This is a genomic window from Actinomadura harenae, from assembly GCF_003696215.1.
Taxonomy (GTDB): Bacteria; Actinomycetota; Actinomycetes; order Streptosporangiales; family Streptosporangiaceae; genus Spirillospora; species Spirillospora harenae.
Genome location: NZ_RFFG01000087.1, coordinates 17,424 through 33,452 on the forward strand (window position 1 = coordinate 17,424; position 16,029 = coordinate 33,452).

The window sequence follows — 16,029 nt, forward strand, 5'->3', positions numbered from 1 at the left end:
CCCGTCACGCCTCCCCTCCCCGCGCCCGCACGTTCCCGCTCGTGCTCGGTCGTGTCTCTGGGGCGTACCCGGTCCTGGCGGGTGGGAGGCCTCGGTTCAGGCGGGGGTGGGCAGGGGGAGGCGGGCGAGGTCTCGGCGGGAGGAGACGCCGAGCTTGGGATAGGCCTTGTAGAGGTGGTACTCGACGGTCCGGGGGCTGAGGAAGAGCTGGGCGGCGATCTCGCGGCTGCTGATGCCCTCGGCGGCGAGCCGGACGACCTGGAGTTCCTGCGGGGTCAGGCGGTCGAGGAGGACGGGGGCGGACGCGGCGGCGGGGGCGGCGCCCTCACCGCCGGCGCGGAGTTCGGCGCGGGCGAGGCCGGTCCACGGGACGGCGCGGAGCCGGTCGAAGGCCTCCAGGGCCGCGTGCAGGCGGGCCCGGGCGTCGGAGCGGCGGCGGTGGCGGCGGAGCCAGGCGCCGTACGCCAGTTCCGTGCGGGCCGCCTCGAACGGGCGGGAGGAGCGTTCGTGCAGGTCGAGGGCCTGGACGAAGGGGGCCTCGGTGTCGTCCAGGAGGGCCTGGCAGCGGAGGGCGACGGCGCGCGCCCACGGCTGTCCGCTCGCGTCGGCCCAGCGGGCGAGGCGGGCCTGCGCGGTCGTGGCAACGTCCGGACGGTCGATCCGCAGGGCCGCCTCGACGAGGTCGGCGGACGACGCCATCACGGGCGCGGCGTGCCGGTGCGGGCCGTGGAGGACGTCCTCGAGGCGCCGGACGGCGTCGTCGTGGCGTCCGAGGCTCAGGTCGAGCAGGGCCCGGGACGCGGAGGTGAACGCGTCGCCGTGCGGGGCGGCGAGGAGGGCCGGTTCGTCGCCGGAGAGGGCGGCGAGGCGGCCGAGGACGGCGGCGCCGCGGTGCCGGAGGCCGGTGTCGCGGGCCAGCGCGGCGGCCTCGGCGGCGGACGCCTCGGCGGCGGCGCGCAGGCCCAACGCGGTCGGGACCGGGGCGAGGGACGCCAGGAGGTCGGGGAGGGCACCGATCCGGCCCAGGCGGCGGGCGCGGGACGCCTCGGCGGTCGCGAGGTCGAGGGCCCGTTCGTCCGCGCCGAGGATGACGGCCGCCTGGACGGCGTCGGGTCCTCCGTCGTGGACGGTCCGGGCGAGCAGGGGGAGGCCGGTCGCGTAGTCCTCGGTGGTGAGGGCGGCGAGGCCCGTGACGAACGCGTCGTCGCCGAGCCGGGACGCGGCGTCGCGGACGGACGCGGTGTCGCCGTCGGTCCAGGCGTGGGCGGCGGCGGTGCGGAGCATGTTCCGGGAGTCGTCCGGTTCGGCGTGCCCGGCGTGGGTGAGCAGGAGGGCGGCGGCGCGGCGGCCGTCGCCGCGTTCGGCGAGGACGGCGGCGCGCACGGACGCGAGGCGGGCCAGGAGGACGGGGTCGGACGTCAGGGAGGCGGCCTCGCGCGCGTCGTCCTCGGCCCGGTCGGGGCTTCCGGCGGTGAGGACGGCGTCGGCGGCGGCGGTGAGGCGGACGGCCCGGGAGCGGTCGTCCGTGCTGAGCGCGGCGGCCTGCCGGTAGAGGCGGGCGACGACGGCGATCGCGGACCTGTCGCGGGCGCGTTCGGCGGCGGCCTGGAGGTCGGCGGCGACGTCCTCGTCGGGGCCCATGGCCGCGGCGGCGCGGTGCCGGACGCGGCATTCGGGGTCGGTCGCGGCCGCGGCGAGCGCGCGGTGCACGACGATCCGGCGCGCGGTCGGCGCGCCCTGGTAGGCGGCGGCGCGGATCAGGGGGTGCCGGAACCTGATCGCGGTGCCGGTGACCTCGACCATGTGCTGCCGCTCGGCGTCCGTCAGGTCGTCCAGGCCGAGGTCGAAGCTCGCGGCGGCGTGGACGACGCTCGGCAGGTGGCCGCGGCCCTCGGCCGCCGTGATCAGCAGCAGTTCGCGGGTGGGTTCGGGCAGCGCGGAGATCCGGGCGCGGAACGCGGCGAGCACGCGGTCGGCGACGGGCAGGACCCCGGCGCCACCCGGCCCGGCCGCGCCGAACTCCAGGAGGGCGAGGGGGTTGCCCGCGGCCTCGTCCAGCACCCGCTGGACGACGTCGGCGGTCAGGTCCCGTCCTTCGAGGACGCGGACGGCGTCGCAGGTCTCGAGTCGCGTGAGTTCGGCCTCGGGCAGGCCGGAGCCGAGCAGGGCCTCGTCGCGGGCGCCGATCAGCACGACCACGCCCTCGGCGGCGAGCCGCCGGACGGCGAACAGGAGGGCGTCGCGGCTCGCCGCGTCCAGCCACTGGGCGTCGTCCACGAGGAAGAGCGCGGGGCCGCCGTCGGCGACGTCGGCGAGGAGCGTCAGCAGGCCGAGTCCGACGCCGAACCTGTCGCTGTTCGCCCCGTCCGCGAGGCCGAGGGCGGCGCGCAGGGCCTCGGCCTGGGGGCCGGGCAGCGCGTTCACGCGTTCGCGGACGGGCCACAGCATCTGGTTGAGGCCGCCGAAGGCGATGTTCTGTTCGGCCTCGTATCCGGTGACGCGGAGGATGCGCTCGTGCGCGCACGTGTGGGCTGCCCAGTCGAGCAGCGCCGATTTGCCGATCCCGGCTTCGCCGCGTAGCAGCAGGACGCCGCTGCGTCCGTTGTCGCGCGCGTCCTCCAGCAGATCCGCGATCCGCTGCTGTTCGGTGTCCCGCCCGTAAAGCACAGAACCAACTTACGGGGGCAAGTACCGAAGTCTTACGGATTCGCCCCGTAGGTCCCGCCTCATACCTTCGTGATCAGCAGGAACGCACGGATGAACACAGGGAGATGGACGGGATGGACGAGTTCTTCACGCGGGTGACGGTCGGCGGACTGGAACTGCGCAACCGGCTGGTGATGGCGCCGATGACCCGGAGCCGGGCCGCGGACGCCGGGAAGGTCACGGACCTGACCGCCGAGTACTACGGGCAGCGCGCGGGCGCGGGCCTGATCATCACCGAGGGCGTCCAGCCGAGCGTCATGGGCCAGGGGTACGTGTTCACGCCGGGCCTGCACGACGATGACCACGTGGTCGCCTGGCGCCGGGTGACCGACGCCGTCCACGCGAAGGGCGGACGGATCTTCGCGCAGCTCATGCACTCGGGCCGGGTGGGCCACCCCTACCTGTACCCGGACGGCGCGCTGCCGCTCGGCCCGTCCGCGGTCGCGTCCGGCCAGAAGCTGTTCACCCCGGACCAGGGGATGCTCGAGCACCCCGCGCCGCGCGAGATGACCCTGGACGACATCGCGCTCGCCGTGAAGGAGTTCACCTCCGCCGCGCGCAACGCGATCGAGGCGGGTTTCGACGGCGTCGAGCTGCACGGCGCGAACGGCTACCTGATCAACCAGTTCCTCGCGGACGGCAGCAACCACCGCACGGACGCGTACGGCGGCTCGGTCGAGAACCGCAACCGGTTCGCCGTCGAGGTCGCGCAGGCCGTCGCCGACGCCGTCGGCGCGGACCGCGTCGGGTTCCGCGTGTCGCCCGGGACGTTCGCCAACGGCATCGAGGAGAGCGACCCGGACGCGCAGTACACGGCGCTGGCGCGCGAGCTGAACCCGCTCGGCCTCGCTTACCTGCACATCATGGAGATGGGGGACCGGGCGCTGACGCGGCGCGTCCGGGACGCCTGGGACGGCACGCTGCTGCTCAACCCGCACCCGACCCCGGAGTCCTTCCCGGCGAAGCCGGAGGACGGCGCCGAGGCGCTGCGCGAGGGCATCGCGGACGCGGTCGTGTTCGGTGAGCTGTGGCTCGCGAACCCCGACCTGCCGGAGCGCATCAAGGCGAACGGTCCCTACAACGAGGCGGAGCGTGCGACCTTCTACGGCGGAGACCACCAGGGCTACACGGACTACCCGTCCCTGGCCTGAAACGAGGAAACCGTGCGCCGCCCTGAGGGGTGGCGCACGGTTTCACTTGGGCGGTGCTCAGTAACCGGGACGGACGGCCCCGTTGAACACGCGCTTGTAGTAGCTGTTGAGCTTGACCTTGCGGACCGTCCGGCCGGAGCCGGGCGCGTGGATCATGTAGCCGTGGCCGACGTAGATCCCCATGTGGGTGCGTCCGCCGTAGAAGAACAGCAGGTCGCCGGCGACCGCGCCCTTCCAGGACACCTTGTAGTGGACGGCGCGGTAGATCTGCTGTGTCGTGCGCGGGAGTTTCACTCCCGCCTTGCGCCAGGAACCGCCGGCGAGGCCGGAACAGTCCCAGGACCCGGGACCGGTGCCGCCGTAGCGGTACGGGTCACCGATCTGCTTGTAGGCGTAGGCGACGGCGGCTTTGGCACGGGCCTTCTGCCGGGCGGCACGCTGCTTCGCGGTGAGGGACGCGAGAGCGTTGACGCTGGTGACCGGCGATCCCGGTGCCGCGTGGGCGGGGGCCGCGACCAGGGCGGACCCGCCGACGACGAGGGCGGTGGCCACCAGGGCGGCGCGCTTCAGCGGCGTGAGGGTTCGGGGGGTATGCAGAACGACTCCAGACCTCGCAGTGGGTGGCCTGCCGGTGCGGCGTGGGTAGTCCGCCGCTCGCGTCGGAAGGGCCGCGAGGTTCGGCGGGCCGCGGTGCGGACCCGGGGGGCGTGCCGGTCGACGCTCCAGGCGGGAGCGGTCCGGGGGGGGACGCCTTGGGGGCCGCGACCGGCTCCGTGACTCAGGGCTGCACGGACTCGGCGCTCGACGTCGGCGGTGCGGAGCGGGCAGGTGCGCCGCCGTGCGTCGGGTGTTCTGTTGTCGGGGCGGCGTCCATGCCGCGTGATCGGCAGGAACGTAGCCAGACTTCGCCTTTGTTGGCAAATCCCGGGAGCCGCCGGACGTGTCCGAACGATCGCTGCGGTTCCGCTTATGGGCGTTCTGCCTGCGATTTTCCGCGCCCCTTTCGTGCGATGTGATCTGCATCACTCAGGGGTTCTCGGAGGCGATTTCGGGGCCGCGGGGCACCCGGAAGCCGGTGACGCTCGGTAGTCGAGGAGCGCGGCGGCGGACGTTCCCGCGCCCACTCGTAGCGCCCCCGTCACACTTTGTTGACGGACGGGACGAGGGAGTGCGGCCGGGGCGAGGTAAGGCAATGCTCCCTGTTCAAGCCCCGCCGACCGGCGGAGACGAAGAACGGGCGAAAGGTCCCGGCGTGCTATGCGGGGGCGCAATGGGGAAGTTGTTCTGATCGCCGCAATGGTGATAACCGAGGGTTATCGAAAGTTGCGGAACGGCCCGCTCGTAATGGTTCTGTGAACCGCGCCACAAACGGGCGACACGCGGAGCGGACGGCCTTTCAATGCCCTTGTGTCCGGTTTCCCGGCCCTGTCGGAACCCCCGCCGGACGGACGAGAACGGCGTCCGGGCCCGAGCCCGAACGCCGTTCCGTGTCCGTGTCGTGTGGGTGTCCGCGTGGGTGTCCGTGTCCGTGTCGGTGTCCGTCCGCGCGTCGCGTCCCCGTCGCGAGCGCTTCGCCGCTTCCCGGGCGGCGCGTCCGATGGCCCGATCCGGCCATCCGCGGTTGGGTGGGCGAGGGGGCGGGGTCGATCAACCCCAGGATCCCGAGGCCGACTCGACGTACGGGGCGCCCGGCGGCAGCGGCGAGCCGGGCTGGCCGGGACGCGGCGCCGCCGACGCCTCCTGCCGGTCCCGCACGCACTTGGCCAGCGTGAACGTCGAGGTCGTCACGTAGAGCATGCCGACCGCCAGGAAGCCGCGCACCCACATGGGCGCGGGCAGGTAGACGATCCCGGCGGTCACCGCCGCCACCGAGACCATGAAGGAGATGATCGCCTGCACGAAGAACGCCGTCGTGCCCTTGAGCTGGAGGAATCGGTCCATGTCGTCCACTTTCCTCCGCGCCGGGCGGCCGCGCCTGAGTAGCCGGACGGGGACCGCTACTCAATCCGCCCGCCAGGTGCCTAGGTAACCGGCCACTTTCTCCCGGTTCGCCTTCTCCCGGAACGCCTTTCTCGAAGATCGCCTTTTCTCGCGGGCCGCTTTCTCGTGGACGGCCCTTCCCCGTCGCTTGCCGCATCCGGTCAGGCGCGCCGGTTGACGGCCGTCCCGTCCGCGCCTGTGATCGCAAGCGGGAACCCCGGAGGGAGCCGTCGTGCCACCAGGAACCACGTCCGGAAGAACCGACCCCGGCCCTGACGAGCCAGAGCCGACCGGGCCCGGGCCGACCGGGCCGACCGGGCCGAACGGGCTGAACGAGTCGAACGGGCTGAACGAGTCGAACGGGCCGAACGAGCCGAACGAGCCGGCGTCCGGGGTGGGGCGGCGTGCGGCCGTGACCGCGCTCGCCCTGGCCGCCTCGTCCGCGCTCGTCCCGGTCAGGCCGGCCCGAGCCGCCACGCGGGCGGGAGCGGCGAAGGTGCCGAAGGTCCCGGCGAACTTCATGTGGGGCGTCGCGACGTCCGGCTTCCAGGCCGAGGGGAGCTTCCCGGACAGCAACTGGACGCGGTACGCCGCGCAGAAGAAGCCCGGCGTCACCGACCCGTACAAGAACTCGGTCGACTTCCGGCACCACTACCCGGAGGACATCTCGCGCGCACGCGCGTTGGGCGTGAAGGTGTTCCGGACGTCGATCGAGTGGGCGCGCGTGGAGCCGAAGCGCGGACGGCGCGATCCCGCCGCGCTCGCCTACTACGACGACCTCGTCCGGCGGATCCGCGCGGCGGGGATGCGTCCGATGCTCACGCTCGACCACTGGGTCGTTCCGGGCTGGGTCGTCGACCAGGGCGGCTGGACCAACCCGCGGACGGTGGGCGACTGGCTCGACGAGGCCGCCTTCGTCGTCCGGCGCTACCGGGGCATGGGCGTCATCTGGATCACCTTCAACGAGGCGAGCCAGTACCTCGTCCGCGAGTTCACGGACGAGCCGCTCACGGCCGCGCAGGCCGCGACCATGCAGGCGGCCCTGGTCAAGACGCATCGCGCCGCCTACGACCTCATCCACAGGCTGGACCCGGGCGCCCCGGTGTCGAGCAACGTCGCCTACGGGACGATCCTGAACGGCTTCATGGACGGCGTCCTGTTCGACCACGTGACCGACAAGCTCGACTTCGTCGGCGTCGACTACTACTACGGCGCGAGCCTCACCAACACGACCGCGACGAACGCCGCCACGGGCGAGCCCTGGAAGGTGGACCCCGAACCGGACGGCCTCTACTACGTCCTGCGCAACTACCAGCGGCGCCTGCCGAGGCTGCCGCTCTACGTCGTAGAGAACGGGTTCCCGACCGACAACGGCAAGGCGCGCGCGGACGGCTACACGCGCTCCCAGCACCTGCGCGACCACATCTACTGGTTGCAGCGCGCGATCGGCGACGGTGTGAAGGTGGTCGGCTACAACTACTGGAGCCTGACCGACAACTACGAGTGGGGTGGCTACCGGCCGCGTTTCGGCCTCTACACCGTGGACGCCCTGACCGATCCGAAGCTGACGCGCCGTCCGACGGACGCGGTCGCGACCTACCGGGGGATCATCGCCGGACGCGGCGTGCCGTCCGGGTACACGCCCGTCCGGAAGCCCGCGTGGTGCACGGTCGAGGACCCGTCGACCTGCCTCGTCCCGACGCCCACCCCGCCCGCTCAGTGATGACGACCGGCCCCGCCGGGGGAGCGTGACCCCGGGGCGCCATGACCCGGCGCGAGACCGTAATCTGACCTGTGGGTAACATCACCCCGAACCAGATTCGGTCTCTGACGTAAGGTGCTGCTTATGGACCTGAACGGAGTATCCGCCGTCGTCTCCGGCGGTGCGAGCGGCCTCGGCGAGGCCACCGCGCGCGAGCTGGCCGCGAACGGCGTCAAGGTGGTCGTCGCGGACCTCAACGAGGACAAGGGCAAGGCCCTCGCCGACGAGCTCGGCGGCGTGTTCGTCAAGACCGACGTGTCGGACGCGGCGCAGGTCGAGGCGGCCGTCCAGGCGGCGGTCGACACCGGCGCCCCGCTGCGGATCATCGTGAACTCCGCGGGCATCGGCTGGGCCGAGCGCACCGTCAACCGCGACGGCTCGCCGCACAGCCTCGAGACCTACACCAAGGTCATCCAGGTCAACCTGATCGGCACCTTCAACCTCATGCGGATCGGCGCGGCGGCCATCGCCAAGACCGAGCCCGCCGACGCCGACGGCCTGCGCGGCGTGGTGGTCAACACCGCGTCCATCGCGGCGCTCGAGGGCCAGACCGGCCAGCTCGCCTACTCGGCGTCCAAGGGCGGCATCGTCGGCATGACGCTGCCCGCCGCCCGCGACCTCGCGGCGATCGGCGTCCGGGTCAACACGATCTGCCCGGGCATCATCGACACGCCGATCTACGGCGAGGGCGAGGCCGCCGAGGCGTTCAAGGCGAAGCTGTCCGCCCCGGTGCCGTTCCCGAAGCGCATGGGCCGGCCGAGCGAGTTCGCGCACCTGGTGCGCTCGCTCGTCGAGAACGACTACATGAACGGCGAGACGGTCCGGTTCGACGGCGGCATCCGCTTCCAGCCCAAGTGAGGCCCTGAATGTCCGAAGCTGTACTGGTCGAGGAGGACGGGGCCGTCCTCGTCGTCACCATCAACCGGCCGGAGGCCCGCAACGCGGTCAACGGCGCGGTGGCGCAGGGCATCGCGGCCGCCCTGGACACCCTCGACTCGCGCAAGGACCTGTCCATCGGCGTCCTCACCGGCGCGGGCGGCACGTTCTGCGCGGGCATGGACCTCAAGGGCTTCCTGACCGGGGACAACCCGATGGTGGAGGGCCGCGGGTTCGCCGGGATCGTGGAGCGCCCCTCGGCGAAGCCGCTGATCGCGGCGGTCGAGGGCTACGCCCTGGCGGGCGGCTGCGAGATCGCGCTGTCGTGCGACATGGTCGTGGCGGCGAAGGACGCGCAGTTCGGGCTGCCCGAGCCCAAGCGCGGCCTGGTCGCGGCGGCCGGCGGCCTGCTCCGCCTGCCGCAGCGGATCCCGTTCCACATCGCCATGGAGATGGCGCTCACCGGCGACAGGTACCCGGCGGAGCGGATGGCGGAGTTCGGCTTCGTCAACCGGCTCACCGAGTCGGGCGGCGCGCTCGCCGCGGCCAAGGAGCTCGCGCTCAAGGTCGCCGAGAACGCCCCGCTGGCGCTCGCCGCCACCAAGAAGGTCATCGTCGAGTCGCCCGAGTGGTCGGCCGAGGAGCGGTGGCGGAAGCAGAGCGAGATCGTCATCCCGGTGTTCGGTTCCAAGGACGCCCAGGAGGGCCCGGCCGCCTTCGCCGAGAAGCGCAAGCCGGTCTGGACGGGCGAGTGACACCCGGCCGAGGCTGAGGTCCCGGACGACAAGCAGGACGACAAGAGCGCCCGGGGGCGGGAAGCCCCCGGGCGTTCTGTCGTGCCTGGTGGGTTCCGTCTTACTTCCGAGTAAGTCTTCCCGTACTCTTTTCGGGTTCTGATCGATCTCGGGATGGGGTCCCATGCGCTGGAACGCGATTGTCAGCACGGCCGTCGCCACCACGGGCGCCGCCTCGCTCGTCCTGGCCGCCTCACCGGCGGCGTTCGCGGCGGGCTGGCGCAACGTCGGCGGCGGCGCCGCCCTGAAGTACTCCGGCAGCCTCGACCGCGTCGACTTCGCGGGCAAGGACGTCGGCTGGGCGGTCGGCTCCAAGGGCACCGTGACCTCGCCGAACCCGGTCATCGCCCGCTACACGGCCAAGGGCTGGGCCGCGCAGTCCAGCCCCGAGAAGTTCTCCCCGATGGACGTCGCCGTCTCGTCCGCCAAGAACGCCTGGGTCGTCGGCTACGGCCCGTTCATGAACCCCGTCTCGATCCACTGGAACGGCACGAAGTGGGCCAAGGCCAACTACCCGCTGGTCGGGATCCCGTTCCAGGTGGCGGCCGCGTCCGACGGGACGGCCTACTCGACCGCCGGGATCACCTACGCGGCCGGGGTCAGCACCGTCCTGCGCTGGACCGGCACGGCCTGGGCGGACGCGAAGGTCCCGCTGCCGCCGTCCACCACGATCACCACCGTGGACGTCCGCAGCCGCACCGACGTGTGGATCGCCGGGACGACCACCGCCGACGGACGCAAGGTCACCGGCCTGGCCTACCACTACGACGGCAGGACCTGGAAGCGGATCGACGTGCCCGGTGAGTTCGGGGTCACGGCCTACCAGGCGATCATCTACCGGATCGTCGCCCTGTCCCCGACGAGCGTGTACGCGATCAAGGACGCGCAGGCCGCCCAGACCACCAACGCGCTCCTGCACTGGGACGGCAAGACCTGGAAATCGTTCACGACCCCGCTGAACTCGGCCGGGCTCGGCCTTTCCGCGGACGGGCGCGGCGGCGTGGTCGTCCTGCCCGCCGGCAACAACGGCAAGTCCCGCTACCTGCACTTCAACGGAAAGACGTGGACCACGCTTTACGGCCCCGCCCGGAAGGGGACCGTCCTGGTCGCCGACGCCGACCAGCGGCCCGGCACCACGGGCGTCGTGAGCGTCGGCATGGCCTCATCCGGCAACGCGCGCACCCCCTTCATCGAACTGCTCGGCTGACCCGGGGCGACCCGTCCCGCGCATTCGCCCAGGTGGTGAGGTTCAGCCCCCGGAGTCCCAGGCTTCCGGGGGCTGAACCATTTCTCAACGGACTCTCGGTGCGCGTTCAGGCTCCCTTCAGGTTCGCCTGGAAGCCTCGGGGAAGATTGGACTAGGAGGTTCTTCTCATTGGCTGAGCGGACGGTGACCATGGCCGGCAGGACGCCGGAGGCGGTTCTGCTGGTGGTCGAGGACGAGCCGAACATCCTCGAACTGCTGGCCGGAAGCCTGCGCTTCACCGGCTTCGAGGTCGTCACCGCGACCAACGGGGCCGACGCGGTGCAGGCCGCGCGCCGGCACCGCCCCGACCTCATCGTCCTGGACGTCATGCTCCCGGACATCGACGGCTTCGACGTGGCGCGGCGGCTGCGGTCCGGCGGCGACCACACGCCGGTGCTGTTCCTGACCGCCCGGGACGCCGTCCAGGACCGGATCAAGGGCCTCACCATCGGCGGCGACGACTACGTCACCAAGCCGTTCAGCCTGGAGGAGGTCATCGCCCGGATCCGGGCCGTCCTGCGGCGGTTCCGCGGCGGCGTGACCGAGCCCCCGCCCCGGCTGGTCTTCGCCGACGTCGAGCTGGACGAGGACACCCACGAGGTCTGGCGCGGCGGCAAGGTCATCCAGCTCTCGCCGACCGAGTTCAAGCTGCTGCGCTACTTCATGGCCAACGCGGGCCGCGTGCTGTCCAAGGCGCAGATCCTCGACCACGTGTGGAACTACGACTTCCGCGGCGACGCCGGGATCGTCGAGTCCTACGTCTCCGCGCTGCGCCGCAAGGTCGACAACATCGAGCCCCGCCTCATCCACACCCTGCGCGGTGTCGGCTACGTCCTGCGCGAACCGCCCGACCAGGGATGATGAGCGCGCCCGGCCACGACTCGGCCGGTCACGGCGTTCCGGTGCCCACCGGGGACGGCGTCGCGGCGCGGCTGCGGCGGGCGTCCCGGCGCGTGCCGCTGCGGATGAAGCTGATCGTCGGGATGCTCGTCCTGGTCACGCTCGGGCTGACCGTGATGGGCGCGGCGGGCAGCGCCGCGCTGCGCGGCTACATGATGCAGCAGGCCGACGACCAGCTCCAGGCCACCGCCCAGAAGGTCCGCCTGGCGGTCTCGCTGCGCCACCCCTTCAAGAACAGCCTCCCGGACGTCATGTACGTGAAGGTCTGGTCGGGGGAGAGCGACGGGCTGCCCACCATCGACCAGCCCGGCCTGGCCGTCGACCCGCGCACCATCCCGGACACCTCCGAGAGCGAGGCGCTGCGCCGCCAGGACGAGATCTTCACCGTCCACGGCCCCGGCAAGGACTCGGTGTGGCGGGTGATGACGTTCACCACCCGCACCGGCGACGTCGTCGTGCTCGGCCGCAACCTCAAGGACGTCCGGGACACCGTCCGGCAGCTCGTCACGATCGACATCACCGTCGGCGTCCTGGTGCTCGGCGGCCTCGGCGCGCTCGCGGCGCTCGTCGTCACGGCCAGCCTGCGCCCGCTCCGGACGATGGAGGCGACCGCGGAGGCGATCGCGCGCGGCGACCTGTCCCGGCGCGTCCCCGACGCCGACCCGGCCACCGAGGTCGGACGGCTCGGCGCGTCCTTCAACTCCATGCTCAGCCAGATCGAGGCGGCGTTCGGCGCGCAGGCCCGGTCGGAGGCCGCGGCCCGGCGGTCGGAGGAGGCGGCGCGGCGCTCGGAGGAGAACGCGCTGCGCTCGGAGGAGCGGATGCGCCGGTTCGTCGCGGACGCGTCGCACGAGCTGCGCACCCCGCTGACCGCGATCCGCGGGTTCGCCGAGTTCTACCGGCAGGGCGCGGCCCGCACCCCCGGCGAGCTCGACCGGCTCATCGGGCGCATCGAGGAGACGGCGTCCCGGATGGGCCTGCTCGTCGAGGACCTGCTGCTCCTGGCCCGCCTCGACCGGCAGCGCCCGGTGGAGCGGCGTCCGGTGGACCTGCTCGCGGTCGCCGCCGAGGCCGTCCAGGAGGCGCGGGTGCTCGCCCCGGACCGTCCGGTCGACCTGGACGTCGAGGGCGGCGTCGCCTACCAGATCCTCGGCGACGAGCCGCGGCTGCGGCAGGTGCTCGGCAACCTGCTGACGAACGCGATCGTCCACACCCCGGCCGGTTCGGCGATCGAGGTCCGGCTGAGCCCCGGCGAGCTGGACGGCGACCCGGCGGCCGTCTGCGAGGTCGCCGACCACGGCCCCGGGCTGAGCCCCGAGCAGGCCGAGCGGGTCTTCGAGCGCTTCTACCGGGCCGACAAGGCGCGCAGCCGCGAGGACGGCGGCACCGGCCTCGGCCTGGCGATCGTCGCCGCGCTCGTCGCCGCGCACGAGGGCCGCGTCGAGGTGGACGCGGGCACCGGCACCGGCGCCGTCTTCCGCGTCATCCTGCCGCTCGCCCCGGACTGACGGGCCGCCTCCCCCGGCGAGCCCCGGGCGAGCCGCGGGCGTGTCCCGGGCGCGTCCCGGGGCGCGGGAGCGCACGGTTGGGCGGAGTCCAACGATTCGTCCGCGTTCAGAAGACTTTCAGGCGCAGTGCAGGGCGGTCTCAGTCCCGTCGCCCATCCTGGGTTCGACGGAACGACAGGGGGCTCGGAATGAGCAACGACCAGCAGGACTTCGCTCCTCGCCAGGACGGACCGGACGCCGCGTGGCACCCGGACGCTCATCACGCCACCCCTGCCGAACCGCCCCGAGCGGCACGGCGGCACCCCGAACCGCCGCTTGCCGGAACCGGGTCGTCCGGACCCGCCGAGCCGTCCCCGTGGCAAGGCACCCCGGACGCACCCACCTCGGTCCGGGACGGCTCGATCCCCGTCGAGCCGTCCCGGGCCGTACCGGTCTTCTCTTCGTCTCCCCACGTGGGCCCGCCTGCGGGCCCGGTCCCGGGCGGGACGCCCGCCCCTTCGTCCTCGTCCTCCTTCGGCCGGCCCGGACCGGCCCATCCGACGTCCACCGCTCCGTTCGGCGGAGTGCCCGGTGGACCAGGGGTTCCCGGACCGTTCGGCGGTCCCGGCGGTCCCGGCGCGGGCTGGCCTCCGCCGGGCGGTCCGGTGCCCTTCGGCGCCGCCGGTCCCGTTCCGCCTCCCCGGCCCTCGTGGGGCTGGAGCGCGCGGCGCAGGCTCGCCCTGCTCGGCGCGGCCGCGGCGATCGCGCTCGGCGCCGGCGGTGTCGGCGCGGCGGCCACGCTCGCGTTCGGCGGCGACCCGGGTTCGGAGTTCGGCCCGTCCGCGGTGGCCGGGGTCTCCACGAAGGGGGACGCCACGACCGCGCAGGTCGCCAAGGCCGTCCAGCCGTCGGTGGTGTCGGTGCAGACCGTCGCGACGTCCGGCGAGGGCACGGGCTCCGGCGTCATCCTCCGCGCGGACGGGACGATCATGACCAACGCGCACGTGGTGTCCGGCGCGCGCCAGGTCACGGTGAAGTTCAGCGACGCCAGGACCGCCCCCGCGAAGATCCTCGGGGTGGACTCGGCGCACGACATCGCGGTGATCCAGGCGCAGGGCGCGTCCGGCCTGCGGCCCGCCGTCCTCGGGAACAGCGCCAAGCTGGCCGTGGGCGACCCGGTGCTCGCCGTCGGCAGCCCGCTCGGCCTGGACGGCTCGGTCACGTCCGGGATCGTGTCGGCGCTCGGCCGCAGCATCCAGGAGGGCGACGGCGGCGGAGACCAGCAGGACCTCCCGCCGTTCATGCAGGGCCGTTTCACCCAGCAGCAGACCACGGTGATCAAGAACGCGATCCAGACCGACGCGGCCATCAACCCGGGCAACTCGGGCGGCGCGCTGGTGAACGGCGCGGGCCAGGTCATCGGCGTCAACACGGCCATCGCCACCTCCGGCGACGGCTCGGGCAGCATCGGGGTCGGGTTCGCGATCCCGGTGAACGACGCCCGCAAGGCGGTCAACCGGATCCTCACCACCGGATCCGTCTGAGCGCGCGAAGACTCACCACCGGGACGTCGTCCGGACCTGGGCTCTGGGGGGAGCGGGCGGACGGCACGCCGTCCCGGTGGTGAAACACGGGTCGTCAGGGATCCCCGTCCCCGGCGGCCCGGTGGAAGGAGCACGGCCGCGCGGACTTGAGGGAGTCCGCGCGGCCGTGTCCTTTGTTCTCGGGTCCGGCGAAAGGCCACCGGGAAATGGGACGACATGATCCGGCCGTGGCGGGGATAATCGACACATGCCCGGCATCATCAACGTCCGCGACTCGGTCTTCATCCCGGAGACCGAGCTGACCTGGCGCTTCTCGCGATCGTCCGGGCCCGGCGGACAGCACGTGAACACCAGCTCGACCGCCGCCGAACTCTCCTTCGACGTCGCGAACTCGCCGTCCCTGTCCGAGCCGCTGCGCGCCCGCGCCCTGGAACGGCTCGCCGGACGGCTCGTCCACGGCGTCCTGTCGATCCGCGCCGAGGAGCACCGGTCGCAGCTGCGGAACCGCGAGGCGGCGAAGGCGCGGCTGGCGGCCGTCCTGTCGGACGCGATCGCGCCCCCGCCGAAGAAGCGGATCGCGAAGAAGATGCCGCGCGGTATCAACGAACGGCGCCTGGAGAACAAGCGCCGCCGCTCGGACGTGAAACGCGGCCGCTCCAACCGCTGGTCCTGAGGAACCGGGCGCGACGCGCCTTTGTCGGGCGGGCGGAATGGCCGGTGAATCGATCGTGAGAACGCGGGCTCAGCGAAGCTCGCGGACGGCCCGCAGCGCGTCCTTCCGCGCCGGTCCCTCGAGCGTGTCGATGTAGACCATGCCGTTCAGGTGGTCGGTCTCGTGTTGCAGGCAGCGCGCTCAATAGCCGGTGCCCTCCACCCGGACGGGATTCCCGTCCCCGTCCTGTCCCTCGACGACCGCGCGGGCGTGGCGCGGCGTGGGGAAGCGGTGGCCGGGGAACGACAGGCAGCCCTCGTTCTCGACCAGCAGCCCGCCGTCGGCCTCGACCAGGCGCGGGTTGACGACGTGGCCGCTGTGGCGGCGGCCGTCGTCGTCCGCGCAGTCGTAGACGAACAGGCGGAGCGGAACGCCGATCTGGTTCGCGGCCAGGCCCGCGCCGCGCTGCGCGGCGAGCGTGGCGTCCATGTCGTCGATCAGTCGGTGCAGGGAGTCGTCGAAGGCCCGGACGGGGTCGCACCCGGTGCGCAGCACAGGGTCCCCGAGCAGGCGGACGGGTCGTACGGCGGCCATGACACACGATCGTACAAAGCGGACGCCCCGGCGTGGCCAGGGCCCGCGCCTCCCTGACGCACCGGAGACGCCTTCCTGGCCGCGAGAAGGTCCCGGGAACGAGGACGCGCCGCCGTCCCCGGTGCGCGGGGGCGGCGGCGCGTGGCCGTCCTGGGAGCGGAACCCGGTCGCCGAGGTCGGAGTTCAGCCGCCGAGGTCGGCGGGCGGCTCGGCGTCGAGCATCGGAGCGGCCGGGGCGGGCTTCGCCGGGGCCGCCTTGACCTGCTGCGGGATCGGCGGCACGGGGTGCTCGGCCCCCGGGACGTCGGCCGGCGCGGCGGGGGCGCGCGGCGGCGCG

The 16,029-nt window shown here is 73.0% G+C and carries 12 protein-coding genes and 1 pseudogene; 9 read left to right on the top strand and 4 right to left on the bottom strand.

Annotation, left to right across the window (positions count from 1 at the left end; all coding sequences use genetic code 11):
* Positions 1–96 precede the first annotated feature (96 nt).
* Complete coding sequence (locus EBO15_RS33140) at positions 97–2,667, bottom strand: AAA family ATPase (protein WP_122198423.1); 2,571 nt, start codon at positions 2,665–2,667, stop codon at positions 97–99.
* Between the two features lie 113 nt (positions 2,668–2,780).
* On the opposite strand from EBO15_RS33140, the gene EBO15_RS33145 reads away from it, so the two are divergent.
* Positions 2,781–3,857 (top strand): alkene reductase, encoded by a 1,077-nt coding sequence (locus tag EBO15_RS33145; protein WP_122198435.1) that lies wholly within the window; start codon positions 2,781–2,783, stop codon positions 3,855–3,857.
* Positions 3,858–3,914: 57 nt separating this feature from the next.
* Here the strand turns inward: EBO15_RS33145 and EBO15_RS46365 are convergent, their stop codons facing one another.
* Positions 3,915–4,409, bottom strand: coding sequence for a C40 family peptidase (locus tag EBO15_RS46365; RefSeq protein WP_233616594.1), 495 nt, complete (start codon positions 4,407–4,409; stop codon positions 3,915–3,917).
* Between the two features lie 1,095 nt (positions 4,410–5,504).
* Positions 5,505–5,798: a YiaA/YiaB family inner membrane protein gene (locus tag EBO15_RS33155; protein ID WP_122198436.1), complete on the bottom strand. Its 294-nt coding sequence runs from the start codon at positions 5,796–5,798 to the stop codon at positions 5,505–5,507.
* Positions 5,799–6,069: 271 nt separating this feature from the next.
* Here EBO15_RS33155 and EBO15_RS33160 point away from each other — a divergent pair, with 271 nt between their 5' ends.
* From EBO15_RS33160 to arfB, 8 genes are all read left to right on the top strand, one after another.
* Entirely contained in the window at positions 6,070–7,560 is a 1,491-nt protein-coding gene (locus EBO15_RS33160) for a glycoside hydrolase family 1 protein (protein ID WP_233616595.1), read from the top strand.
* A gap of 123 nt (positions 7,561–7,683) precedes the next feature.
* Positions 7,684–8,457, top strand: coding sequence for an SDR family oxidoreductase (locus EBO15_RS33165; RefSeq protein WP_122198425.1), 774 nt, complete (start codon positions 7,684–7,686; stop codon positions 8,455–8,457).
* Positions 8,458–8,465: 8 nt separating this feature from the next.
* Complete coding sequence (locus tag EBO15_RS33170) at positions 8,466–9,230, top strand: crotonase/enoyl-CoA hydratase family protein (protein ID WP_122198426.1); 765 nt, start codon at positions 8,466–8,468, stop codon at positions 9,228–9,230.
* 163 nt (positions 9,231–9,393) lie between these two features.
* Entirely contained in the window at positions 9,394–10,476 is a 1,083-nt protein-coding gene (locus EBO15_RS33175; RefSeq protein ID WP_122198427.1) for a hypothetical protein, read from the top strand.
* A 189-nt stretch (positions 10,477–10,665) separates the two neighbouring features.
* Positions 10,666–11,376, top strand: coding sequence for a response regulator transcription factor (locus tag EBO15_RS33180; protein WP_122198428.1), 711 nt, complete (start codon positions 10,666–10,668; stop codon positions 11,374–11,376).
* A gap of 41 nt (positions 11,377–11,417) precedes the next feature.
* Entirely contained in the window at positions 11,418–12,923 is a 1,506-nt protein-coding gene (locus tag EBO15_RS33185; RefSeq protein WP_233616596.1) for a sensor histidine kinase, read from the top strand.
* Between the two features lie 644 nt (positions 12,924–13,567).
* Complete coding sequence (locus EBO15_RS33190) at positions 13,568–14,446, top strand: S1C family serine protease (protein ID WP_199744956.1); 879 nt, start codon at positions 13,568–13,570, stop codon at positions 14,444–14,446.
* Between the two features lie 247 nt (positions 14,447–14,693).
* Positions 14,694–15,119, top strand: coding sequence for an alternative ribosome rescue aminoacyl-tRNA hydrolase ArfB (arfB, locus tag EBO15_RS33195; RefSeq protein WP_122198430.1), 426 nt, complete (start codon positions 14,694–14,696; stop codon positions 15,117–15,119).
* A 69-nt stretch (positions 15,120–15,188) separates the two neighbouring features.
* Here arfB and def read toward each other — a convergent pair.
* Positions 15,189–15,692, bottom strand: a pseudogene (gene def, locus EBO15_RS33200) (peptide deformylase).
* Between the last annotated feature and the right edge of the window lie 337 nt (positions 15,693–16,029).

Coding starts and splice junctions, on each gene's coding strand:
- EBO15_RS33145 (WP_122198435.1), top strand. CDS start 2,781: ATGGACGAGTTCTTCACGCGGGTGACGGTCGGCGGACTGGAACTGCGC.
- EBO15_RS33155 (WP_122198436.1), bottom strand. CDS start 5,798: ATGGACCGATTCCTCCAGCTCAAGGGCACGACGGCGTTCTTCGTGCAG.
- EBO15_RS33165 (WP_122198425.1), top strand. CDS start 7,684: ATGGACCTGAACGGAGTATCCGCCGTCGTCTCCGGCGGTGCGAGCGGC.
- EBO15_RS33170 (WP_122198426.1), top strand. CDS start 8,466: ATGTCCGAAGCTGTACTGGTCGAGGAGGACGGGGCCGTCCTCGTCGTC.
- EBO15_RS33175 (WP_122198427.1), top strand. CDS start 9,394: ATGCGCTGGAACGCGATTGTCAGCACGGCCGTCGCCACCACGGGCGCC.
- EBO15_RS33180 (WP_122198428.1), top strand. CDS start 10,666: ATGGCCGGCAGGACGCCGGAGGCGGTTCTGCTGGTGGTCGAGGACGAG.
- arfB (WP_122198430.1), top strand. CDS start 14,694: ATGCCCGGCATCATCAACGTCCGCGACTCGGTCTTCATCCCGGAGACC.